24 protein-coding genes, 2 tRNA genes and 1 pseudogene are annotated in these 24828 nt (G+C 34.1%); 17 read left to right on the forward strand and 10 right to left on the reverse strand.

Going from position 1 to position 24828, the window contains the following annotated elements:
* Positions 1-23: 23 nt before the first annotated feature.
* Positions 24-95: transfer RNA gene (locus X929_RS01930), tRNA-Arg, on the forward strand.
* 6 nt (positions 96-101) lie between these two features.
* Here X929_RS01930 and X929_RS01935 read toward each other — a convergent pair.
* From X929_RS01935 to X929_RS01950, 4 genes are read right to left on the reverse strand one after another with little or no spacing between them, the layout of a single operon-like run.
* On the reverse strand, positions 102-440 hold the full coding sequence (locus X929_RS01935) for a YraN family protein (RefSeq protein ID WP_169924912.1): 339 nt from the start codon (positions 438-440) through the stop codon (positions 102-104).
* Position 441: 1 nt separating this feature from the next.
* A complete protein-coding gene (gatC, locus tag X929_RS01940) occupies positions 442-744 on the reverse strand; it encodes an Asp-tRNA(Asn)/Glu-tRNA(Gln) amidotransferase subunit GatC (protein WP_103066369.1) in 303 nt (100 codons plus the stop codon).
* A 17-nt stretch (positions 745-761) separates the two neighbouring features.
* Positions 762-1151, reverse strand: a complete 390-nt coding sequence (locus X929_RS01945; protein ID WP_103066370.1) for a hypothetical protein — start codon at positions 1149-1151, stop codon at positions 762-764.
* Between the two features lie 10 nt (positions 1152-1161).
* Positions 1162-1614: a hypothetical protein gene (locus tag X929_RS01950; RefSeq protein WP_103066371.1), complete on the reverse strand. Its 453-nt coding sequence runs from the start codon at positions 1612-1614 to the stop codon at positions 1162-1164.
* 194 nt (positions 1615-1808) lie between these two features.
* On the opposite strand from X929_RS01950, the gene X929_RS01955 reads away from it, so the two are divergent.
* The 12 genes from X929_RS01955 (at position 1809) to X929_RS02010 (ending at position 10530) form a co-directional block, all read left to right on the forward strand.
* On the forward strand, positions 1809-2516 hold the full coding sequence (locus tag X929_RS01955) for a hypothetical protein (protein ID WP_103066372.1): 708 nt from the start codon (positions 1809-1811) through the stop codon (positions 2514-2516).
* Between the two features lie 20 nt (positions 2517-2536).
* Entirely contained in the window at positions 2537-3193 is a 657-nt protein-coding gene (locus tag X929_RS01960) for an N-glycosylase/DNA lyase (RefSeq protein WP_103066373.1), read from the forward strand.
* Between the two features lie 108 nt (positions 3194-3301).
* Positions 3302-3538: an FmdB family zinc ribbon protein gene (locus X929_RS01965; protein WP_103066374.1), complete on the forward strand. Its 237-nt coding sequence runs from the start codon at positions 3302-3304 to the stop codon at positions 3536-3538.
* Positions 3539-3577: 39 nt separating this feature from the next.
* Positions 3578-3653: transfer RNA gene (locus X929_RS01970), tRNA-Lys, on the forward strand.
* Between the two features lie 199 nt (positions 3654-3852).
* Positions 3853-4380, forward strand: coding sequence for a translation initiation factor IF-3 (gene infC / locus X929_RS01975; protein ID WP_103066375.1), 528 nt, complete (start codon positions 3853-3855; stop codon positions 4378-4380).
* Between the two features lie 35 nt (positions 4381-4415).
* On the forward strand, positions 4416-4613 hold the full coding sequence (gene rpmI / locus X929_RS01980; protein ID WP_103066376.1) for a 50S ribosomal protein L35: 198 nt from the start codon (positions 4416-4418) through the stop codon (positions 4611-4613).
* Positions 4614-4652: 39 nt separating this feature from the next.
* Positions 4653-5018, forward strand: a complete 366-nt coding sequence (gene rplT, locus X929_RS01985; RefSeq protein WP_103066377.1) for a 50S ribosomal protein L20 — start codon at positions 4653-4655, stop codon at positions 5016-5018.
* 184 nt (positions 5019-5202) lie between these two features.
* Positions 5203-5808: an adenylyl-sulfate kinase gene (cysC, locus tag X929_RS01990; RefSeq protein ID WP_103066378.1), complete on the forward strand. Its 606-nt coding sequence runs from the start codon at positions 5203-5205 to the stop codon at positions 5806-5808.
* A 499-nt stretch (positions 5809-6307) separates the two neighbouring features.
* Positions 6308-7462, forward strand: coding sequence for a sulfate adenylyltransferase (gene sat, locus X929_RS01995; protein WP_103066379.1), 1155 nt, complete (start codon positions 6308-6310; stop codon positions 7460-7462).
* A 340-nt stretch (positions 7463-7802) separates the two neighbouring features.
* Positions 7803-8072: a metal-sensing transcriptional repressor gene (locus tag X929_RS02000; RefSeq protein ID WP_103066380.1), complete on the forward strand. Its 270-nt coding sequence runs from the start codon at positions 7803-7805 to the stop codon at positions 8070-8072.
* 17 nt (positions 8073-8089) lie between these two features.
* Positions 8090-10309 carry a heavy metal translocating P-type ATPase gene (locus tag X929_RS02005; protein ID WP_103066381.1) on the forward strand — a complete coding sequence of 740 codons (2220 nt, stop codon included), beginning with the start codon at positions 8090-8092 and terminating at the stop codon, positions 10307-10309.
* Between the two features lie 11 nt (positions 10310-10320).
* On the forward strand, positions 10321-10530 hold the full coding sequence (locus tag X929_RS02010) for a heavy-metal-associated domain-containing protein (RefSeq protein ID WP_103066382.1): 210 nt from the start codon (positions 10321-10323) through the stop codon (positions 10528-10530).
* A gap of 280 nt (positions 10531-10810) precedes the next feature.
* Here X929_RS02010 and X929_RS02015 read toward each other — a convergent pair whose 3' ends face one another.
* Entirely contained in the window at positions 10811-11782 is a 972-nt protein-coding gene (locus X929_RS02015; RefSeq protein ID WP_103066383.1) for a phospholipase C/P1 nuclease family protein, read from the reverse strand.
* A 248-nt stretch (positions 11783-12030) separates the two neighbouring features.
* On the opposite strand from X929_RS02015, the gene X929_RS02020 reads away from it, so the two are divergent.
* Positions 12031-15099: an alpha-mannosidase gene (locus X929_RS02020; RefSeq protein WP_103066384.1), complete on the forward strand. Its 3069-nt coding sequence runs from the start codon at positions 12031-12033 to the stop codon at positions 15097-15099.
* Positions 15100-15137: 38 nt separating this feature from the next.
* Here the strand turns inward: X929_RS02020 and X929_RS02025 are convergent, their stop codons facing one another.
* The 3 genes and pseudogenes from X929_RS02025 to X929_RS02040 form a co-directional block, all read right to left on the reverse strand.
* Positions 15138-16874 carry an NADH-dependent [FeFe] hydrogenase, group A6 gene (locus X929_RS02025; protein ID WP_103066385.1) on the reverse strand — a complete coding sequence of 579 codons (1737 nt, stop codon included), beginning with the start codon at positions 16872-16874 and terminating at the stop codon, positions 15138-15140.
* 27 nt (positions 16875-16901) lie between these two features.
* Positions 16902-18672 (reverse strand): annotated as a pseudogene (locus tag X929_RS02030) (NADH-ubiquinone oxidoreductase-F iron-sulfur binding region domain-containing protein).
* A gap of 94 nt (positions 18673-18766) precedes the next feature.
* Positions 18767-19270, reverse strand: a complete 504-nt coding sequence (locus tag X929_RS02040; RefSeq protein WP_103066387.1) for an NADH-quinone oxidoreductase subunit NuoE family protein — start codon at positions 19268-19270, stop codon at positions 18767-18769.
* Positions 19271-19673: 403 nt separating this feature from the next.
* Between X929_RS02040 and X929_RS02045 the strand changes: the two genes are divergently transcribed.
* Entirely contained in the window at positions 19674-20207 is a 534-nt protein-coding gene (locus X929_RS02045) for an SDR family NAD(P)-dependent oxidoreductase (RefSeq protein ID WP_245858627.1), read from the forward strand.
* Positions 20208-20332: 125 nt separating this feature from the next.
* Here X929_RS02045 and X929_RS02050 read toward each other — a convergent pair whose 3' ends face one another.
* Positions 20333-21478, reverse strand: a complete 1146-nt coding sequence (locus X929_RS02050; RefSeq protein WP_103066388.1) for a Gfo/Idh/MocA family protein — start codon at positions 21476-21478, stop codon at positions 20333-20335.
* Between the two features lie 167 nt (positions 21479-21645).
* Positions 21646-22740 (reverse strand): Gfo/Idh/MocA family protein, encoded by a 1095-nt coding sequence (locus tag X929_RS02055; protein WP_103066389.1) that lies wholly within the window; start codon positions 22738-22740, stop codon positions 21646-21648.
* A 156-nt stretch (positions 22741-22896) separates the two neighbouring features.
* Between X929_RS02055 and X929_RS02060 the strand changes: the two genes are divergently transcribed.
* Both X929_RS02060 and ackA read left to right on the forward strand, forming a co-directional pair.
* Positions 22897-23430 carry an SDR family NAD(P)-dependent oxidoreductase gene (locus X929_RS02060; protein WP_245858628.1) on the forward strand — a complete coding sequence of 178 codons (534 nt, stop codon included), beginning with the start codon at positions 22897-22899 and terminating at the stop codon, positions 23428-23430.
* A 182-nt stretch (positions 23431-23612) separates the two neighbouring features.
* On the forward strand, positions 23613-24818 hold the full coding sequence (ackA, locus tag X929_RS02065) for an acetate kinase (RefSeq protein ID WP_103066390.1): 1206 nt from the start codon (positions 23613-23615) through the stop codon (positions 24816-24818).
* Positions 24819-24828: the final 10 nt, after the last annotated feature.

Below are 24828 nucleotides of genomic sequence, written 5' to 3' on the forward strand. Positions count from 1 at the left end.
ATAATAGTTTTTGTCTTTAGTAAGCCCCTGTAGTTCAACGGATAGAACGGTGGATTCCTAATCCACAAATGAAGGTTCGACTCCTTCCAGGGGCACTTTTTTTATAGCCTTTGAGCTGGGTAATAATTTATAAGTCCATCGTTGGTGACTGAAATTACATCGATTTGAATTTCATCAAATTCTAGGTTTTTATGAGTAGCTAAGAAATAATTTCCTGTTTTCATTATTTTTTTTAATTTTTTTGAATTTACCCTAAAAGCAGGGTCACCGAAGGTTTCTTTCCCACCTTTTACTTCCACAAAATGTAGTATTTTGTCTTTTAAAGCTATTATGTCTATTTCACCGTACCTGTAAGAAAAATTCCTTGCAATTATTTGATAATTGCTATTTAACAAGTATGAAACAGCTTTGTCTTCGTACACTTTTCCTTTTGTATTCAAATTATTCTTCCTCGTTAATATTAATACCCGGTACACTTAGAAAACCGTCTTTACTTTCTGGAAAGTTGTTTATTATTTCTTTTCTGTTATCAAAAACTTCCACTTCGTCTTTTCTTAAAACGGAAGTTAAGAATTCGACGGAAGAAATCATTTCTTCAACCCCGTCAACGTCGATCTTGTCCAACATTTTTTGATACTCTAATAAAGCGTTTAGATCTTTTTTTATTCTTTCCTCTTCACTTGGGTTCAGTTCAATCCCGGATAGTTTTTTTAATTTCTTTATTAATTCGTTATTTATTTCCATAATTTATTGCTCCTTTCTTAATTCAGACCTAAAATGAGCTTTAATTTCCCATTTTTTATTTCAAATTTCTCTATGTTTATATTTTTACTCACAAGGTTTTCAGGTATATTGATAACAATTGTCTTGTCGTTTAATTCAACAAATTCTGGGAGTTCTTCTTTTTTGATCATTTTTGTGGGAATATTATGAAAAAACTCGTATCTTCCTGTTAGTTGTTTAGGATATTTCTTTAGTTTCAAATAGTATTTGAACATTAACACCTTGAACCTAATTTCGTTATTGTTGAACTCTATATTCGACACGTGATCAAATATTCTTTTCAGGAAGTGTAATTTACTGTTTTCTAAAACTTTTATCAGGAATTCTTTGGCTGCCTCTTCATCTATTTCCAAAAGTATTTCTTTCATTATTCACCGCCTATTTTTTGAATTCAAGAACTAATTCAAACTTTCCATCTTGAAGGAAGAATCGAGAAATTTTTACAGATTTTAAAAGGGTATCAATAAAAGGATTTATTTTTACTTTATTAAAATCTATTAGAATCTCATAATCTTTTGAAGAAACCGCTTTGGTGAATTCTGAAAATATATAGAATATGCCTTCTAATATCTTTCTAACCCCTTCATCTCCACTCAAAGATAAACGCAACTTCCCATTTTCTAAATCCTCCGGCTTTTCTAAAACTTTAATTAAAGATTCTACTGTTGAATCTTTTCCTAAAAAATTGACCTCCATTTGAAAATTTATTCCATCTTCCCTCAATTGTACATTCAAATTTTTTAGACCTTGTACTTGGGTATTTTCTTCTATAACTTTATCTATCAAACCGTTAATGAATTCTTCATCAACTTCAATTCTTAAACCTCCCAATTTAATTCCTCCTTCCAACTTTTGACTTTTTCTTTTTCAGAAATATTTTGTTCCTTTTCACACCAATTAAAGGTCCTGAAATCTTTTTTAAAATTATACCATAAAATTCATTTTTACAATCAAAATTATGTGGTACAATTAATTGGTTTAAGATTTAAAAATACTAATTTAATTGCGAAAGGGGTGAAATTCATATGGTTCCTCCCGATTTTATCAACAATGCGGCCTTTACAAATCTCTATTTACTGTTAGTTAATTCAGTTTATATTTTGTTGCCTTTATCCTTAATACTTTTGCTTTTTTCAAAGATTTCTTCTAAAGTTACTATTTTTCTTTTGGGTGTTTATGCGTCTTATTCCATATTGATACCTTATTTGCTAAAAATCCCGTTAATTAGTAATTTTGTCCTTACGTTTGGTGATTACAGTTTTTTTATTTATTTGATATTTAGTTTGATCTTCGGATTTGTATTCTATCATCTGGTTAATATAGCCTTTATAGTTGGTGGTTTTATCTTAGGCGGATTGGTTGGTTATTCAATAGGAACTTTTATAATCTCTTCAAACGGAGAATGGTTGAATAATTTACCTTTTTCCATTTCTTACATTCCATGGATAATTTTTGCTATCTTAGGTGTGATTGTTGCAATAATCTTTTCAAAAAATTATCAGTCAATCATTTCAACCATTTCTGTAATATTCGGCAGTTTTATACTATCTTTTTATACCATTTATTTATTAGAAAAGCACACATCCATTACTATTGGCAATAATTCTTTATTAAATGGATGGGAACAGCTAAGTCAGCCAGAGTTTTTTAGTATCTTTATTTCTCTTATTGTGTATATGGTCATAGGTTTCTACCTAAATGTAAGATCCAACAGAAAAAAAGCCACTAATTAAAACATTCTTGGAGGAAGTAAATGACCCATTCTAAAACAACAAAGCCTTTAGATCTTTTGGCCAGTAAAATAGAAGATCTCAAGCCAATCATCAAGGATGAAGTTGAAAGAAGATTTGAAGAGTTTAAAGATATTGGACAAAATGGTGATGAATTGAGTTTATTCAGTGAACTATCTTTTTGTGTTTTAACAGCAAATTGGAGGGCAAAGGGTGGCATAAAAGCACAGAAATTAATCACAAAAGAAGGTTTCGCTTATTACAACGAAGAGCAATTAATATCAAAACTAAAAGAAGTTGGACATAGGTTTCCAAACACCAGATCACGTTATATAGTTGAAAACAGATGGATAATCGGGAGCTTGAAAGATTTACTTCAAAAAGATATTTCAGAAAGTAGAAGGTTTTTGGTTGAAAATATAAAAGGTATAGGTTGGAAAGAAGCTAGCCATTTTTTAAGAAATGTTGGAAAAGAAGACGTCGCTATATTAGATAAGCATATATTGAAAATCCTGAAGAATTATAATCTTGTGAAAGAAGTCCCCAAACCTTCTTGGACCGAGAAAAAGTACACTAAGTTTGAAAAAAAACTCAGAGCTTTTTCAAAGATCGTTGGAGAACCATTAGGAAAATTAGATCTGTATCTATGGTATATGGAAACTGGACAAATAGACAAATAAAAAAACTATTAACATACATAACATATTAAATTTCACATAAATCTGATACGCTACATTATGATTATTTGTGTTTTTTTCAATAAAAATAAAAAAGGGGGAAGAATAAAATTGCCTCTGTATAAGTATAAATGTAAAAATTGTGGTTATGAGTTCACTGTTTTGCATTCTATGAATGAAACACCTGAAGTTAAATGTGAACTATGCGGTTCTGAAACTGAAAAGATGATTGGTAACGTTGGAATTTCTTTCAAAGGTGAAGGTTTTTACATTACTGATTCAAGAAAATCCAAATCAAAGTCTTCTTCATCTTCGTCAAGTAAAGAATCAGACCAAATCGCTTCTTGACAAACAAATAGAGTTAAGGTATAATTAAGAAGTGGTATAGGGCCATTAGCTCAGCTGGTAGAGCGACTGACTCTTAATCAGTAGGTCGTGGGTTCGACTCCCGCATGGCCCACCAGAATTAATTTAATATTATATAATAAATAAAGAGGAAGTCACCCGCAGTTAACTTCCCACCCCGGGGAAGGATCAAAAAACCGTCAGGGGTACAAATTTTGAAGAAAAGCTCTTGGTAGAGAAAAAGAGAATTTTTGTGTTTAGGAGAAAAGGGTGACATACCTGTCACTCTTTTTTTATTAGTCAAATAAGGAAGGTGATTGTATATAAGCGATAAAGTCGCTAAAAATGCAGAAATCAGAGCTAGAAAAGTTCTGGTAATAGATCAAGATGGAAACAAATTAGGAGAGATGTCAACAAAAGAAGCGTTAAAATTAGCCGAACAATCCGGAGTGGATTTGGTGTTGGTGGCACCTGAAGCCAAACCTCCAGTTGCCAGAATGATGGATTATGGTAAATATATCTATGAAAAAGAGAAGAAGGAAAAACTAGCTAAGAAAAAACAAAAAAAGCAAGTTCTTAAAGAGATGAAATTCAGACTTAGAATCGATGAGCATGACTTCAATACCAAATTGAAAAAGATAAGGGAATTTTTAGAAGATGGCTATAAAGTAAGAGTAGTAATTATGTTCTTAGGTAGAGATATACTTTTTAAAGAAAAAGGTAAGGAAATACTTGACAGAGTGGTATCCAAGACATCTGATATAGCAAAAGTTTCCCGAGGGGCAAAATTATTGGGTAAAGATATGGATATTATTTTAGAACCAATCACTGAAGACAAAAAATAAGTAATCTATAATTCTAAAAATCAGGAGGAATCAAGATGCCTAAATTAAAAACAAAAGGATCGGCAAAAAAAAGGTTCAAAGTCACTAGTAGTGGAAAAATTCTTCGACATAGAAACAATGTTGGGCATAATACAGGCTTCAAGAAAAGCAGCCATATGAGAAGACTTAAAAAAGAGGTTGAAGTACCTAAGGAAATATCGGATAAAGTTAAGAAATCACTTGGACTAAAATGATGATTTGAATTAAACTTAAGTTAAAGGAGTGTATAGAATATGAGAATTAAAAGATCTGTTGGTTCTCACAAAAAAAAGAAAAAATATATAAAAGCGGCAAAAGGTTACTCAGGTGCAGTGGGTAGACGTTATTCATTGGCAAAACAACAATATTATAAATCTGGAAAATACTCTTATGCAGGTAGAAAAAACAAAAAAAGAGATTACAGAAACCTTTGGATAACACGAATCAATGCTGCTGCCAGAGCACAAGGATTGAAGTATAATGAGTTAATTCATGGTTTAAAATTGGCTAACGTCGACATAAACAGAAAAATGCTTTCTGAACTTGCCGTAAACGATCCAGATGGGTTCAATGAATACGTAAATATTGCTAAACAATCTTTAGCTGAAAGTGTACAATAACTACTAAAAGGGCGAATCCAATCGCCCTTATTTTTTTATCTACAATGGATTTTGCTTCCGTTTTTAACCTAACCCCGCAAATGATCTGGCGTGTTAACTTGACTGTACCCTCTAATTAGAGTATAATCTTCTTGATAGAGTGCTTTTATTAAGGATTATGGATTAAGCTTTAGGAGGTATAAAAGTGGAGAGAAAAAAGAGCGAGAATGTTGTATGGCATGCTGGGAAAATAAAAAAAGAAGATAGAGAAAGATTTTTAGGACAAAAGGGAGTCATCCTTTGGTTTACTGGATTATCTGGTTCTGGAAAATCGACCATAGCACATGAATTGGAAGAAAGATTGTTAAAAATGGGAAAATTGTCGTATGTTTTGGATGGAGACAATATCAGGCATGGTTTAAATGGTGATTTAGGATTCTCACCAGAAGATAGAGAAGAAAATATTAGAAGGATAGGAGAGGTTGCAAAGTTATTTGCAGATCTTGGGATAATTACCATGACTGCATTCATTTCTCCATACAAAAAAGATAGACAGAGGGTAAGAGAACTAGTAAAAGACGGAGAATTTATTGAGATATACGTAAAATGTCCTATTGATGAATTAAAAATCAGGGATCCAAAAGGTATGTACGAAAAAGCGATAAAGGGAGAAATAAAAAATTTTACCGGGATTTCTGCTCCCTACGAAGAACCCGAAAATCCTGAGTTAATTTTGAACACCGATTTAGAAAGCATAGATGAATCGGTTGAAAAGGTTATTGAATATTTAAGAAACAAAGATATTATCTGATTGCAGTCTTGTGCAAAAAGCTTATTGCTGATTTGTGCAAAAGGTTTTTCATAATGCTTTAGAAGCAACATCCTAATTCTCATTTGCGTAGCTTTTTCCGTTTTATGCAAAAAGTTTTTTCATAATGCTTTAGAAGTAACATCCTAATTCTCATTTGCGAAGCAAATGCGTTCGGGGATCTTAAGGGATTTATCCTTTTGCAGTCTTGTGCAAAAAGTTTTTTAAAATAAACATTGATTATGAACGTGGGGATCTTAAGGGGTTTACCCTTTGTTTGTTGCAGTATGCAAACCATGTTTTTAGATGGTTTTGATTTTAAATTTAGGGTTTTTAAGGGATTTATCCTTTTGCAGTCTTGTGCAAAAAGTTTTTTGCTGATTTGTGCAAAACACTTTTATAATGCTTTAGAAGTAACATCCTAATTCTCATTTGCGTAGCAAATGCGTTCGGGGATCTTAAGGGATTTATCCCTTAACGCCCAATTATGGAGGTCTAAAAAATGATTGAGCCACACGGTGGAAAATTGGTCAACAAGATAGCTACTGAAGAAGAAAAAAAAGAATGGTTAAATAAGTCTAAAGAGTTGAAAAGTGTAGATGTAACTTATTTTGATCTATCTGAGTTAGAAAACATTGCAACAGGTTTATTCAGCCCTTTAGAAGGGTTTATGACAAAAGAAGATTACGATTCCGTTTTAAACGACATGAGGTTATCTAACGGAACGGTATGGTCTATTCCAATAATTCTATCGGTAAAAAAAGAGATTGCTGATGGCTTAAAAGTGGGAGAAGATGTATTGATAAAGAACCAAGAAGATTCAAAAGAGTACGCCATACTACATCTTCAAGAAAAATTTGAAAGAAGGAAAGAAGAAGAGGCATTGAAAGTTTACAAAACACAAGATAATGCTCATCCTGGCGTGAAGTTTTTATACGAACAAGGAGAAATAGCATTAGGCGGGGAGATCACCTTACTCAACAGAATAGAACACGAAAACTTTCAAGAGTTCAGATTCGATCCAAAAGATACAAGAAAGTTATTCTCTGAAAAGGGATGGAAGACGATAGTAGCCTTTCAAACGAGAAACCCCATACACAGGGCACACGAGTATTTGCAGAAAACAGCGCTTGAAATCGTTGATGGTTTGTTCTTAAACCCATTGGTGGGAAAAACCAAAGAGGAAGATATCCCTTCCGATGTGAGGATGAAATCCTACGAAGTTATACTGGACAAGTATTACCCAAAAGAAAGGGTATTTTTAGGGGTATTCCCTGTTAACATGAGATACGCCGGTCCAAAAGAAGCCATCTTTCATGCAATATGTAGAAAGAACTATGGATGTACACATTTTATTGTAGGAAGAGACCATGCAGGTGTTGGAGATTACTATGGAACTTACGAAGCTCAAGAGATATTTGACCAGTTTAAGCCTGAAGAGATAGGGATAGTGCCACTAAAATTTGAACATGCGTTTTATTGCAAGAAGTGTGAAAACATGGCAACGGCAAAAACATGTCCACACGGAAAAGAAGACCATGTGTTCCTTAGTGGGACAAAGGTAAGAGAAATGCTTTCAAAAGGAGAAAAACCACCAAAAGAATTCACAAGAGCCGAGGTAGCAGAAATACTCATGAATTTTTATATGAACAAATGAATTGTTTACTTTTTAAATAAAAAAATGATGTTGTTGAAAAATATACAAGACGTCTGTACAAGGCGTCTTTTTTATTGATTATTTTTTATAGTATATTTAAAACAAAATTTAGATCTTTTGCCAAAACATCGTTTTTGTGGTTTAATATTACTAACTTTAGAGTTACTTACTCATGAGTTACTAACTCACAAGTTAGTAACTCATGAGCAAGTAATAACGTTATTTTAATAAGTTTTATAAATTTACTGTTTCGACAATCCATATTAATTTGAGCGTAATAAAAATAGTTTATAATTTTTATACCCTCCCCTGGAGGGATGGATAAACAGGAGGCGATTTTATGAAACACGAAAAGGCTCTTAGAAAACTGAAAACAGCTCGTGGACAGATTGATGCAGCTATAAAAATGATTGAAGACGAAAGATACTGTATTGATATATCTAAGCAACTGTTAGCCACAATTTCCCTTTTAAAAAATGCTCACTCAGAAATATTGAAAAAACATATAGAAACATGCGTGAAAGATGCCACGTCTTCTAAAGATGCCGAAGAAATCAATGTAAAGTTAGAAGAACTTGAAGAGGTTTTCGATTATCTCAAAAAAACGTAGAAAAGGTGGTGTATTAAATGAGTGAAGTTAAAGAAAAATCGTTAGAACCTGCAAATTCAAAAGAAAATTTTTCTCCAAATAATAAAGTTTCATTCAGCGTTCAGGGGATGACATGCGCCACATGTGTAAAAAATGTAGAAAGGGCGCTGAAAAAATTAGATGGAGTAAAATATGTCTCTGTGAATTTAGCGACAGAAAAAGCTGTATTAATATCACAAGAAGCTATACCAATGGCCAAAATTAAAAAGGCTGTATCAGACGTTGGATATAAGGTTTCTGAGGAAATGCCTACTGAGGATTTGATAGAAAAAAGATTCAAAGAATCTCGGAAAGATATGTATCTTTCATTAGCTTTCACGATTCCTCTTATGGTTCTCATGATCTTAAATATGAGTGGATTGAATATTCCTTTTATGCTATTCATTGAGTTAATCGGCGCAGGTGCTACAATCTTAATACCGGGCAGAAAAACTTTAAAAAGCGCCTGGATCGCTTTATCTCATCTCCATACAAATATGGATACATTAATTTCTCTTGGAGCTATTTCCGCTTGGGCAACAACCCTTTTAGCTATTGCAGGTTTAGATATTCTTTCTTTTGGTACTATTGCAGCGATGTTGATTACATTGAATTTGATAGGGAGATACATCGAAGCAAGGATGAAACATAGCGCTTCAAGAGAAATAAAGCTCCTTCTTTCCATGAAAGTTGACAAAGCCAATGTGATTACTGATGAAGGTGTAGTTGAATTACCCATAGACACAGTCAAAATAGGTGATTTAATACTGGTAAGGACCGGGGAAAAAATTCCTTTAGATGGTGCTATCGTAGAAGGACAAGCTTCGATAAATGAATCTATGATAAGTGGCGAACCATTACCTGTATCAAAAGGTGAGAAGGATTCCGTGGTGAGTGGCACAATAGTCGAATCAGGACTCTTAAAAATAAAAGTTGAAAAAGTTGGAGAAGACACATTCCTAAATCAAATGATTAAACTTGTAGAAGAGGCACAATCCTCTAAAGTACCTATTCAAGCCCTAGCTGACAGAATAACCTTGTATTTTATACCGACAGTTTTTTCTTTAGCTGTCCTAAGTGGTATCCTTTGGTTTTTCCAATATGAAACGTTCCAACCTTTTTTAATTAACGCTTCAAATATCATTCCATGGGTTCTTACAGATGCCGGTCCGCTATCTACCGCAATTTTTTCGTTTGTTGCCACCCTTGTTATAGCGTGCCCATGCGCACTTGGCTTAGCAACTCCTATGGCCCTTGTGGCTGCAAGTTCTGTATCTGCCAAAAAAGGATTGATCATAAAAAATGGAGAAGCTATTCAAATGGCTAAAGATATAGATACAATTCTCATGGACAAAACTGGAACCTTAACTAAAGGACAACCATCAGTTATTGAACACAATTTAGATGATGAAACATTTTTAATTATTTCAGAAATAGAGAAAAATTCTACTCACCCTTTGGCTAAGGCTATAGTCGAATACGCACATGAACATATTAAAAATCAGAACATAAAAATTGAAGAAATAGAGGAAATAACAGGCAAGGGAATCGTTGGAACATACAAAAACAATAAATATTATATCGGTAAACCACGTGATGCAAAACCCTACCAAGAATTTATGGAAAACGCAGAAACGGTAATAGAAGTAAGTAAAAATGAAAAAATTGTTGGCTACATAAGAATCGCTGATGAGATTAAAAGTGATGCAGTAGAAGCTATAAAAAAATTAAAAGAAATGGGAATGGAACCAATAATGGTAACAGGTGACAACGAAAACACCGCCAGAGCCGTTGCTAAAAAGGTTGGAATTAATAAGGTCTTTGCAAATATATCTCCTCAAAATAAAGTAGAAATAGTCAGAAAATATCAGATAGAAGGGAAAAGAGTCGCTATGATAGGCGATGGAATAAATGATGCCGCCGCTTTAAAATCATCTGATATGGGTATTGCAATAGGCAACGGAACGGATTTAGCAATAGAATCTGCGGATGTAATAATAAGTCAAGGAGAAATTTCAAAAGTAATAGATGCAATAAAGATATCTGAAATAACCTTTAAAAAAATCAAGCAAAACTTATTCTGGGCATTCTTCTACAACATTATCGCAATACCTTTGGCAATGACAGCAATCCTTCACCCAGCAATAGCAGAGATTGCCATGTTATTCAGTTCCATAAACGTAATTTACAATTCCAGTCGAATTACAAAAAAACTATAGGAGGTGAAACAATGAAATACATCTTTGATGTACCAGATATGTCTTGTGAACATTGCAAGATGAACATAGAAAAGCAGTTAAAGTCTTCCGGTGTTGTGCAAGATTTCAAGGTTGATTTAGAAAACAAAAAGGTAGAAGTTGAAACACTCCAAGAACCTGAAAAAATAGTAAACTTATTGGATGAAATTGGTTATCCTCCCAAATTGGTAAGCAAAGAATAGTAATTCCAAAAGCAGGAGCTCTTGTAGCTCCTGCTTATATTATTAAATTCGTTAAATTTTTTATTTTTACTTTCATATTTTTTTGGAGCAGATCAATCAACGCTCTATTATTAATCCACTTAAAACCTTTAGTCTTTGCGGGAAAATTTCAAAATTGGATAGATTTTTTTGTCCACACTTTTAGGGCTTTACTCCCACCCGCCACTGGATTAACTATAATATTATTTTATCTTGGTTCACAATAGTAGATCTCCTTTAATTTCAATATCTATATAATTTACTATATTTGACCAACTGATTCAAGAAAATCGATTAAGAAGCCTTTTATTATAGAAGAAGAATAAGACAATATACTCAGCGTTTCTCCCTTAAGTTTTGACAATTTTCCTTCTTCATCCATCTTTCTAATTTGTTCAATAGTTACATAATCGTTTAAACTTTCCCCAAACTGGGCTTTGATTTCTGAATGAATCAAAGAAAACTTACTATGAGAATAGTTCATGATTTCTTGAACGTAGTCTTCGTAACTATCGAAAAAAATAGGTTCTGCACCCAAAATAATTTCTTTCGCAGCATTATCAGAATAATACAAAAGATATACTAAATAATCGTCCATTAAATAGTGTGCATTGTTAAGTTTTCCTGACATGTTTTTGCTAAAAGCTGCTCCTATCATTTCAAAAAATGAACCTGGGGCATTATGATAAGGTTGTGAAAGATCTTCAATATAATGAAGTGCACGAGCTAAAAATCTATATCCCCAATATTCGTCATTTTTTTCAAAAGCCTGTTTGGATAATTCAACAAAATAGAGAAATGATTTGTCACCTTCAAAAGCCTTTAAAAATCCAATTTTATAACGCATATGCCGAACACCCTGACTGTTGCCAATTAAACCTTGAAGTGGGCTTAGATCGAGACCTTCGTCCATTCCGTTATCTGGCTCTGGAGAGTATATTGTTAAAATTTGCCAAACTGGAAGACTATTATCCACTGGAGGTGGATCTGGAGGAAATACACCATCCCCATTAGGAGAAAAGAACTCTCTTTTTCCTGCTACATCGGTTAAACTGAGATATTCTAAATTGTATTGCCTCTCTTCTTCGTATGAATATTCTGTAATGAGAACCTTTTTATCAATATTCGGCAAATCTTGAATCATATAATAAGTCATCGTCTCATGTCCACTCCAAGGAAACAACGTAACGAATATAAAAACAACAAAAAGTAAATTCAGTATGGACCTTTTCATAGATAACTTCACCTTCTTATAAAATTATTAAGTAACATGATTCTTTCTAAATTTTATCATAAAACTTACTAACAAAAAAGTGGATCAAAAAACCCTCATTCGGGGTTTTGTTGATTAAATAATTATTTATTTTTGTTAAAGCTTACTCTATTCATTAAGCCCACTACTTATCAAAATTTTCATTACCTTCCTTCAAAAGTTGTGTGTTATCATTAATGAGGTCGATATTTAGGAGGTCGATATAAAAAATGTTAGAAAATATAAACAAGAAAAAGTTAGAAAATGGATTAAGAGAAGTTCAAAAATTACAATTTTTCAGTATTCTCAAAATTCAACAAATGGAATACTTTGAAGACAAAGAAAGAAGATTCAAACCAAAATTCAACGGTTCAATAGACTGGAAAAAGATAGAAAATGAGGAAAAGTGGGGAGGGTACGATAAGGTATTTTGGTTTAGAAAAAATATCAAGTTACCTGAGAATATTTACAAAGAACCGCTTTTTTTAAAGGTTTCTTTGGAAAAAGACGGTGATCTGGACGTTATTCCTGACTATCCTGAGTCTTTAATCTTTGTAAATGGTCAATTCCTTCAAGGTATCGATAAATACCATAAAGAGGCTATAATATCGCCAAAGGTTGTGCAAGGAAATGTATTGAACGTATACTTAAGGTCATGGACTGGTTTGAGAGGTGAATTAAATTATACGTTTTCAGGTTTGGAACTTTACAAAATAGAAAAATATTCACAAAAGTACTATTTCCTCGCAAAGAATATTCTTGACACAATAGAACAACTCAGTGAAAATGATATTGTGAGAGTAAAGTTGTTCCATATTTTAAACGATTCTTACAATAGAATCAATTTTACAAAATCTCGATCCAAAGAATACTATGAATCAATAAAAGACAGTTATAATTTTTTACAAGAAGAATTGAAAAAACTAAACAATTTTAAAATGGATTCTCCAAAAGTTGTTTTGACAGGGCATTCTCATATAGATATGGCATGGCTTTGGACTGTACAACATACAAGAGAAAAAGCACAAAGAACCTTTTCGACGGTTCTCAACCTAATGCAAGAGTATCCAGAGTATATATTTATGCACTCTTCTCCGGCATTGTATAAGCTCTTAAAAAATGATTACCCTGAGTTGTATGAAAAAGTAAAGGAAAAAATAAAAGAAGGCAGATGGGAAGCAACCGGTGGTATGTGGATAGAGTCGGATTCTAACATATCTCCAGGTGAGTTTTTGATAAGACAGATACTATTTGGGAAAAGGTTCTTAAAAGAAGAGTTTGGAATTGATTCTAACGTTGTATGGTTGCCTGATGCATTTGGTTACACTTATGCCCTTCCTCAGATAATAAAGAAAAATGGAATGAAATACTTTGCTACAACGAAAATAAGCTGGAATGAGATCAACAAATTCCCATACGATACATTTTGGTGGAAAGGTATCGACGGTACTAAAATCTTATCTCATTTTATTACGACTCCAGATAAAAACAATTACTTTTACACATACAACGGTATGGTGGAACCCTTCACGATAAAAGGAATATGGGATAACTATAAACAAAAAGATGTAAACGATGAATTACTTCTTGTCTTTGGTTGGGGAGATGGGGGAGGAGGTCCAACATATGAAATGTTTGAAAATTATCGAGCAATAAAAGGAATCCCAGGATTACCTCAAGTGGAGATGGGAAGAGTAGAAGACTACTTTGAGAGATTGGAAGAAAGAATAAGAGATAAAAATGTTCCAGTTTGGGATGATGAGTTGTACTTTGAACTACACCGAGGTACGTATACTTCACAAGCCTTTGTGAAAAGGGAAAATAGAAAATCAGAAGTATTGTACCATAACGCAGAATTCTTAAATTCTATGGCCATGAATTTATTAAAAGATTTTGACTATCCTAAAAATTCGTTGATCGAAGGTTGGGAACTGTTATTATTAAACCAATTCCACGATATTTTACCAGGTTCCTCAATAAGAGAAGTTTATGAAGACGCAAGAAAGGATTTTGAAAAGATAAAAGGGATAGCCAACAAAGAGGTTGAAAGAGCTATCTCTGTGATTTCAAAGGAAATAAAGATCAAAGAAGACAGTTTAGTATTATTCAACACCACCGCCTTTGAAAGGGACGAGATTTTAGAGCTAGAAAACGGTAAAAAAACGTTGGTTAGAGGAATCCCCTCTTTTGGCTATAAAAGTATTACGGTATCTAATTTGGACCAAAGACAAATTGATGAAAAAATGATTGTAAAAGAAGATTACATTGAAAACAGGTACTATATAATTGAATTCAACGAAAAGGGCCAGATTAAAAGGTTATACGATAAAGAAAATAAAAGGGAAGTATTGGAAGAAGGGAAATTGGGAAATGTACTACAAGCATTCGAAGATAAACCTTACTTTTTTGATGCATGGGACATTTCTCCTTATTTCAACGAAAAGATGAAAGAAGTTACAGATTTAATCGAAGCAAAAGTGGAGGAAGAGAGCCCCTTAAAAGGCGTTTTAAAATTCTCTTGGAGGTTTTATGACTCAACTATCGAACAAAGAGTCATCGTATACAACCACACAAGAAGGATCGATTTTGATACATATGTTGATTGGAAAGAGAGACAAGTTTTACTAAAAACAGCTTTTCCTGTTAATATAAGGAGCACAAAAGCCACCTACAACATACAATTTGGTAACATAGAAAGAAGTACGACCAACAACACGAGTTGGGATATAGCTAAATTTGAAGTCCCTGCACAGAAGTGGGCAGATCTTTCAGAAACAAATTACGGAGTTTCACTATTAAACGATTGTAAACATGGATACGATATAAAAGAAAACGTTATGAGGCTTACTCTTCTCAGATCCCCAATCGAACCCGATGAAACCGCTGATAGAACAGAACATATATTCATTTACTCTCTTTTACCACACGCTGGAACATGGAGAGATTCACGAGTAATACAAGAATCATACAAATTGAACTACCCTGTCATAGTTAAAAAGCTAGAAAAAAACGAAGAGGGAAGTCTTCCTGATAATTTTTCTTCTATTAAGATTAGCGATCCCGATGTGGTAATTGAAACCATTAAAAAAGCAGAAGATGATGACTCTGTACTTGTTAGACTTTTCGAAGGTAAAGGAAGCAGAAAAAGTGAAGTGGAAATAGAATTTTTTAGAAGTATAAAAAAAGCGGTTGAATGTAATTTAATTGAACAAGAGGAAAAAGAACTTACCTTTAAAGATAATAAAATCGTATTCAATATAACTCCTTACGAAATAAAAACCTTTAAAGTGTGGATTTAATTAACAGAAAAGGCGGATTTTCTCCGCCTTTAGTTTTTTTAAAGCCATTCTCTTTCCATATAATGCGTATGCAATAATTGATGTGATTTTTCGCTTCCAGGTTTTTCCAAATATTCGTTGTATAGTCTAACAATTGACGGGTTTTCATGGGACTTTCGAATGATCTTTGATTTGTCAACAACATTCAAAGCATCTATTCTCTTTTTAATAACGTTGAGATCACCATGATGGTATGGTTGGCCACCGCCTCCGACACATCCCCCTGGGCAAGCCATAATTTCGATTAAATGCAATTCTATCTTACCAGATTGAACATCTTCTAAAAGCTTTCGTGCATTACCCAAGCCATAAGCAACTCCAACTCTTAATTTTTTCCCATTTAATTCTACTTCCGCAACTCTTATAGACTCATACCCGTGAAGCTGTTCAAATTCAACTGCTTTTAACTCGCTTCCAGTAATCCATTCATAAGCAGTTCTTAAAGCCGCCTCTGCAACTCCACCTGTTCTTCCAAAGATAGCCGCGGCGCCCGTGGATTCTCCTAAAGGACTGTCGTACTCCCTTTCAGGGACAGCTTTGAAATTAATTCCTGCTTCTTTGATCATTTTTGCCAGTTCTCTAGTAGTCAATACATAATCAACATCCCTGTATTCAGGTGAGGCATTTATTTCTTCTCGAGCTGCTTCATATTTTTTTGCCAAACAAGGCATTATAGATACAACGGTTATATTTTTTGGATCAATATTATTTTTTTGTGCGTAATAACTCTTTGCAATTGCCCCAAACATCTGTTGAGGGGACTTCGCAGAAGAAGGCATCTCAAGCAAATTAGGGAATTGATGTTCGATAAATTTAACCCATCCAGGACAACAAGAGGTCAACATAGGTAAAAAACCTTCATTTTCTAACCTTTCTTTGAACTCGGTGGCTTCCTCCATTATGGTTAAATCTGCTCCAAAATTGGTATCGAAGACCTTATCAAAACCCATTAGTTTTAAAACTCCAACCATCTTCCCAGTAGAAATAGTTCCAGGTTCGTAACCGAATTCTTCCGCTAAGGCTACTCTCACTGCAGGAGCGGTTTGAACTACAACATGTTTCTCTTCATTCTCCAATTCTTTCCATACTTCATCTATGTAAGATCTCTCAACTAACGCCCCTGTAGGACAGACAGCCGCGCATTGTCCACAGAATGTACAGGTTGTTTCTTCTAAAGGCAAGTCAAAAGAAGGTTTGACAACTGCGCCAAAACCTCTGTCTATTGCTGAGAGAACACCAACCGTTTGAAAATCGTTACACATGGTTTCGCATCTTCTGCACATGATACATTTGTTAGGATCCCTAATTATCGCTGCAGAGATATCTTGATCATAATTAGCTGTTTTCCCAAAGTAAGGATTGTTCACAACGTGCAGTTCAGCAGCAATTTTTTGTAGTTCGCAATCACCATTTTTTGGACATTTTAGACAATCTTGTGGATGATCGGATAACAACAATTGAACGGCTGTTCTTCGAGCTTCTACCGCCATTCTCGAATGTGTCTTTATTTTAATTCCTTCAAACACTGGTGTTGTACAAGCAGGAGCCAACGTTCTTCTTCCCTCTATTTCAACCATACAGACTCGACATGAAGAAGGCTTATTTTCTATATTGACATCCTTTAAGTTCATATAACAAAGTGTTGGTATATAGCCCCCAAATTTTTGAACAGCCGTTAAGACGGTATCGTTTTCGGAAGCCTCAAATTCATTGCCATTTATATATACTTTAGGCATTTATTATTTCCCTCCTAACCAAAAAATTTATACTATTTTTATTGCGTTAAATCTACATGTTGAGTAGCAAGATCCACATTTTATACACTTTTCTTGTTCAATCGTATGAGGTTTTCTTAATTCTCCTAGTATCGCTTCAGTTGGGCATACCCTTGCACAAGCCGTACAACCCGTACAATTCTCTGGAATTATTTCGTACCTTATCAAATTCTTACATATTCCAGCTCGACAGTTTCTGTCCAATATATGTTCTTTATATTCATCCTCAAAATACGTATAAGTAGAGAGTATCGGATTTGGGGCGGTTTGCCCTAAACCACATAAAGAGCCGTTTTTAACCACATTAGCCAAAGATACCATGTAATCAAGATCTTCCATTTTAGCATTCCCTGAGGTTATTTTTTCCAGTATTTCTAAAAGTCTTACGTTTCCTACTCGACAAGTAGTACACTTACCGCAGGATTCATCAACTGTAAATTGAAGATAGAATTTTGCAACATCGACCATACAAGTATCTTCATCCATAACAATCATTCCACCAGAACCCATCATCGAACCCAACTCTTGAAGGCTATCGTAATCTATAGGGGTATCCAAGTATTCTTCAGGAATACATCCTCCCGAAGGACCTCCGGTTTGAACAGCTTTGAACCTTTTATCTCCTTTGATCCCTCCACCTATATCAAAGATTATATCTCTCAAAGTTGTACCCATTGGAACTTCAACAAGACCAACATTCTTAACATCCCCTGCAAGTGCAAACACTTTCGTACCTGGAGAATTTTCTGTTCCGTATTGTTTGAACCAGTCGGCGCCATTGAGTATTATAGGCGCTATATTTGCAAGTGTTTCAACGTTGTTTATCAAAGTCGGCTTTTTCCATAAACCACTATTAGCAGGAAAAGGAGGCTTGTTTGTAGGCTCCCCACGAAAACCTTCTATCGAATGGATCAGAGCGGTCTCTTCTCCACAGACAAAAGCTCCTGCTCCCAGTCTGATATCTATATCAAAAGAAAAATTACTTCCTAAAATATTTTCTCCAAGCAATCCATAATTTTTAGCTTGTGAAATACCTACCTTTAGTCTTTCAACAGCCAAAGGATATTCAGCTCTTATGTAAATAATCCCTTTCTGGGCACCAATTGCGTATCCAGCTATAGCCATACCTTCTAACACGGAATGAGGGTCACCCTCTAATACAGATCTATCCATAAATGCTCCCGGATCACCTTCATCTGCGTTACATACTACGTATTTTTCGTCTCCTTTGGCTTGCATGGCGAATTTCCATTTCAAACCGGTTGGAAACCCACCACCACCTCTACCTCTTAAATTTGAATCCAAAACCGTTTGAACTACCTCTTCTCTTTTCAATTTAAGTGCTTTTGCTAGGGCTAAATAACCATTATTTTTTAAATAATCTTCTATATTTTCAGGATCGATATTTCCAGCGTTCCTTAAAACGATTCTTACTTGTTCAGGCATCGTTTTACCTCCCTCAAATTGCTTTTTTATGGGTTTCTTCTATCAACAATTCGTCTGCGATTTTTCCCTCTACTAAATGAGTTTTAACAAGATCTTTTACTTTCGACTTTGTAACGTTACCATACAATATTGGTTCTTTGCCTGGTTCGTTGACTTCTACTGTTGGCTCAGCATAGCAATATCCTAAACATCCTGTTTTCATAACTTCAATATTTTCTAATTTTTCTTCTTGTATCTCTTTTAGAAGCTCTTCATATGTTTCATCAGCTCCAGCTGAGATTCCACAAGTTCCTAGTGCAACTTTTAATACAATTTTACTTCTATTCTCTTTTTCTTTGAGTTCATTTATCAACGATTCTAATTCTTCTAAACTCCTTAATTTAGGCATAGAGAAACCCTCCTATTGACTATTTTTCTTTGGCTCTATAATCTCTAATTATTTTTCTAACATCGTTTCTTTTAAGTCTTCCATGTACTTTTTCCCCTATTTTTACGACAGGTGCCAAACCACATGCACCTAAACATCTAACGGGATGAATGGAAAATAATCCATCCTCGGTTACCTCTTCTTCTTCAACATTTAAAATCTTTTTGAATTCGTCTAAGAGTTCATTTGCTCCGCCTACGTAACAAGCTGTTCCTAGGCATACGCTTATAGGATATTTCCCTTTAGGCTTTGTGGTGAAAAAGTTATAAAAAGTTACAACACCATAAACTTGAGAAGAAGGAATCTCCAATTTTCTAGCTACTAATTTTTGCACTTCAATTGGAATATATCCTAGATTTTCCTGAACTTTATGCAAAACTTCAATTAGCAAACTTCTTCTTTCTTCTTCAGTTTTATCGTTCAAATCGATTGAATCAAGATAAGTTTTCACGTCTTTTAATTTGCTCTCAAGAAGTTCTTCCATTTATTTACCTCCCCGCATAATTAGGTTTTATTATACATATAGCGCCCTTTCACCCTGTTTCTTTCACCTGATAAAAGTTAAAAAAATCACTAACAACCTATCCGAGTGATTATACCATTTTTAATCATTTGGTAATTTAATACAATATAAAATATTTTTTACTATTCATAAATCGAACCAAGATAATTTTAAATTCTACCCAACTAGCGCCCTTATAATGTGAATTTTTGAAGGTTATTGATTTTATCTATCCCTGAAGTGGCAAAGATTTATTTTTATTATTTTAACATAAATAATATCTCTTTTAAAAATACATATGGTACAATTTAATGGTAGTGAAATTGGTTCTTTTATTTTAGATGGATTGTGAAAATATTCACATCATAAAGGAGGGATACATAGTATGGCAGGAAGGTTGGAAGGAAAAGTCGCTATTATTNNATTAGTAAACAACGCTGGTATTTTCCCTAGGGGCGGAGTAGAAGATGCATCAGAAGAAGAATGGGATCGTGTAATGAACATAAACGCAAAGAGTCAATTTTTGGGTATAAAGTATGTTTTGCCAGCAATGAAGAAAGCAACAAAAGGTTCTATAATCAACATTTCTTCCGTTGCTGGAATCGTAGGTACAGGAATGGCTGTAGCGTACCATGCTTCAAAAGGTGCATCAAGATTGTTAACAAAAACAGTTGCAGTCGAGCTTGCTAAATACAACATTAGGGTGAATTCAATACATCCTGGTATAATAAGAACGGCTATGACCGAAGATATTTTGCAAGATGAACAAACCTCTAAACAGTTTCTTGGAACTACCCCACTAGGTAGGGCTGCTGAACCTGAAGAAGTTGCATATGGAGCTTTGTTCTTAGCTTCCGATGAATCCTCGTTCATGACAGGTTCTGAATTAGTTATTGATGGTGGATGGACTGCATTATAATTATAATAATAAATCGTATCATCAAAACATCCGCGTAAAGCGGATGTTTTTTATATGTTAGATCATAATAAGTCACCATCAAAAGGAGAAAATACTTGCTATTAGAAAATCGAACCAAGATAATTTCAAAACTCTACCCAACTAGCGCCTTTTTCTGCACTTTCTATACACTTTTCTATAAATCGCATACCTTTTACTCCGTCTTCTACAGTGGGAAAATCTAAGTCTATTTGCTCTAAAAGCGCTCCTTTTTTTCTTTTTGAAATAGCGTTTATAAACTTATCGTATACCCTTGCAAAGGCTTCAACATAACCTTCCTGATGCCCACCAGGAGTCACATAATCATTTTTAATAAAATCATCAACCTCTTCGCTTCCTCTTGATAAGGTTATAAAAGGATGATTCACTTTTGAGATCTTCAAGTAATTTGCGTGTTCTTGTGACCATTCTATAGATCCCTTTGCCCCATATATACCGATATCCAAAGTATTTTCATGTCCCACAGCAATTTGAGACGTCCAGTATATTCCTTCTGCCCCATTATCGTAATTTATTAGTATAGATGCATTATCATCAAGTCTATCTGGCTCAACAAACTTGTCCATTCTGGCGGTTAATGCCTTTATCTTTAACCCTGTTAGGAAAGAAACCACGTTATCAACATGTACTCCGATATCTGCAACGCAGTTGGATAAACCTGAAACTTTTGGATCTGATCTCCATTCATGGCGAGAATTTTTACCGGCAAATGGGACTTTTGCCATCCATTCACTTATGTATCGACCATTGATAAATCTAACTTCACCTATTTCCCCTCTTTTAATTAACTCCCGTGCATATCTTAACATAGAATAACCCGTATAGGAGTAAGCAACAGCAAAAAGTAGGTTGTTTTTTCTTGCTAAGTGTTTTAGTTCTTCAGCTTCTTTTAGAGTTATTGTTAAAGGCTTTTCACACATCACATTTATTCCAGATTCTAAAAATTTTTTTGCCACTTCATAATGTGAACTGTTGGGTGTAACAATGGATACAAAATCTATTTTATCGGATCTTTTAGACTCTTCCTCCGCCATTTCTTCATAATTTCTGTACAATCTTTTCTCATCGATTTTTAACTCTTTTCCTGTTGCCAAAGTGTTTTTGAAGTTTCTTGAAAAACTTCCACAAACTAATTCTGCCTTACCATGAAGATTTATAGCTTTTCTGTGGACTATACCTATTTGAGAGTCTTTACTTCCACCTACCATTCCGTAAGTCAATCTTTTGAACATATTTTATCCTCCTCCTATTGAGTTTTATACTATCTTTGGAAACTCTAACCTTTCTTTAGCGCCCTTTCACCCACACGTTAAGGGGTAAACCCCTTAAGATCCCCAAGTTCATAATCAATGTTTATTTAAAAAAACTTTTTGCAAAAGGCTGCAAATTGAGTTTGATTTTAAAATTTGACCCAAATGCCTCCATTTTTTGAACTTTCTACACATTTTTCAATAAACCTCATCCCTCTTAATCCCGCATTTACACTTTGGAAATGGGCATTATCGTTGGTTATAATTTCACCGTTCTTTTTATTTATTAAATCGGTGATAAATGCGGTATAAGTATTTTTGAAACCTATGTTTGTTCCAGGAATTCCATCAACATTTTGAATTATCTCTTCTTCGTGGTCTTCATGCAAAATTGTTAATTTGTTTGCCTGCTTAAAACTCCATTTCAATGTAGCTTGAGACCCATACACGGAAACATTGAAATTGTTGTTCTCTCCAATAGCGATTTGAGACATGAAAAGTAAACCCTTACTTTTATCTTTAAAATTTATCATCACAGTAGAGTTGTCGTCTAATTTTCTCGATTCAACAAAAGTATCGAGTCGAGCACATAAACTATCGATTTCTTTTCCAACAAGATATGAAACCATGTTTTCCACATGACTGCCTATGTCGGCGGTAGTATTAGCCAAACCACTTTGGTTTGGATCCAATCTCCATTGAGCTTGTTTATTTTCATCTTCGATCTTTTTAGCAAGCCATCCCTGAATGTATTGTACGTTAACGAACCTTATTTCACCCAACTCATCTTTTTCTATTTTGTGCCTTGCTAATGAAATCACCGGATACCCCACATATGAATACGTCACACACAACAAAAGATCGTTATCATCTGATAACTGTTTTAACTCTTCAGCTTCTTTTACCGTTGTTGTAAGGGGTTTATCGCATACAACGTTTATCCCTTTTCCTAAGAAGGTTTTAGCAATTTCATAATGGGAAGCATTCGGAGTCGCAATAACTACAAAATCAATTTTATTTTTCTTTTTGCTCTCCTCTTCAGCCATTTCTAAGTAATTTTCGTACAATCTATCTTTCTTTATGTCCCATTTTTTGCCTGTTTTTAATGTTTTTTTATAATCCCTTGAAAAACATCCGCTAACTATACTTGCCCTTCCATCTAATAATATTGCATTTCTATGTGCCTCACCTATCATAGAATCAATTGATCCCCCAACCATTCCGTACGTTATTTTTTTTGACATAAAACACCTCCATAAAAAGATTTATTTTTATTATTTTAACATAATTACTTTTTCTTTTAAAAATATATATGATATAATTTTAACAAGGTAAATTTAATCTTTTTTATTTCCCCATAATTATAATAAATGTTCTAATTAAAAGGAGGGATACATAATATGGCAGGAAGATTGGAAGGAAAAGTCGCTATTATTNNATTAGTAAACAACGCTGGTATTTTGAGTATGAACGGAGTAGAGGACGTATCAGAAGAAGAATGGGATCGTGTAATGAACATAAACGCAAAGAGTCAATTTTTGGGTATAAAGTACGTGTTACCAGCAATGAAGAAAGCAACAAAAGGTTCTATAATCAACATTTCATCTATTTATGGAATTATAGGTAGTGGAGCTGCTGTTGCGTATCATGCTTCAAAAGGTGCATCGAGATTGTTAACAAAAACAGTTGCAGCTGAACTTGCTAAATACAACATTAGGGTAAACTCTATACATCCTGGTGTAATAAGAACACCAATGACTGATGAAATACTAAAAGACGAACAAGCGGCTAAAGGACTTCTTGGAACTACCGTACTAGGTAGGCCTGCTGAACCTGAAGAAGTTGCCAATGGAGCTTTGTTCTTAGCTTCCGATGAATCCTCGTTCATGACAGGTTCTGAATTGGTTATTGATGGAGGATACACTGCATTATAATAATAAATCGTATTATCAAAACATCCGCATAAAGCGGATGTTTTTTATATGTAAGATCATAATTAACTGCCATCAAAATAGGTTGTTGGAATTTATTATGCTTGAATACGTTTTATTTGAAATTTTTCCTATATTGATGTATAATTTAACGTTCAAAAATCGTTTGCATGAGGAGGAAAAGCATGAAAGTTTTGGTAATCAACTCAGGAAGTTCTTCGATTAAATATCAACTTCTTGAAATGGATACAGAAAAAGTTTTAGCCAAAGGATTGGTTGAAAGAATAGGCATAGAAGGATCAAGAATTATCCACAGAAAAAACGAGGAAAAATATGTTATAGAGAAGGCTATAAAAAATCATGAAGAAGGTTTAAAAGAAGTTTTAGATCTCTTAACTTCTGAAGACTACAAGGTTATTTCGTCTCTAAACGAAATAGATGCAGTTGGACACAGAGTGGTACATGGGGGTGAAAGGTTTTCTTCTTCTGTCATTATTGACAAAGATTCTTTGGATACAATTGAAATGATGTCATTTTTGGCACCTTTGCATAATCCCGCAAACGTGATGGGTATAAAAGCTGCGATGGAACTTTTACCAAACGTGCCACAAGTTGGGGTGTTTGATACTTCTTTCCACCAAACTATGCCAAAAACTTCTTTCTTGTATGCTATTCCTTATGAATACTACGAAAAATACAAGATACGACGTTATGGGTTTCATGGTACAAGCCATAAATATGTTTCCAAAAGAGCAGCGGAAATTTTGAATAAAGACATAAAAACGCTCAAAATTATAACCTCACACATTGGAAATGGGGCATCCATTGCTGCTGTAAAAAATGGTGAATCTTTCGACACTTCAATGGGGTTCACTCCTTTAGAGGGATTGGTAATGGGAACAAGAAGTGGAGATATAGATCCTGCTATAGTTTCGTTTTTAGCTCAGGAAGAGGGATTGACGACAAAAGAAGTAGTAGAAATATTGAACAATAAAAGTGGAGTATATGGAATAACGAAAGGTTTCTCAAGTGATATGAGGGATATTGAAGATAAGGCTTTGGAAGGAGACAAAGTTTGTAGGCTTGCACTTGATATTTATGAGTACAGGATAGCCAAATATATTGGAGCTTATGCGGCAGCGATGAACGGGGTAGATGTTATCGTTTTTACTGCTGGTGTAGGAGAGAATTCTCCAGTAACAAGGGAAGAAATATGTGAAAAGTATTTAACTTATCTTGGTGTAAAGATAGATAAAGAGAAAAACAATTTTAAAGGCTTAGAAAGGGTTATAAGTACTCCTGATTCTAAGGTTGAGGTGTTGGTGGTTCCAACAAATGAAGAACTAATGATAGCAAGAGAAACAAAAGAATTGGTTTCAACCAAAAATTAAATTCTAAAAT

The organism is Petrotoga olearia DSM 13574, assembly GCF_002895525.1.
Lineage (GTDB): Bacteria > Thermotogota > Thermotogae > Petrotogales > Petrotogaceae > Petrotoga > Petrotoga olearia.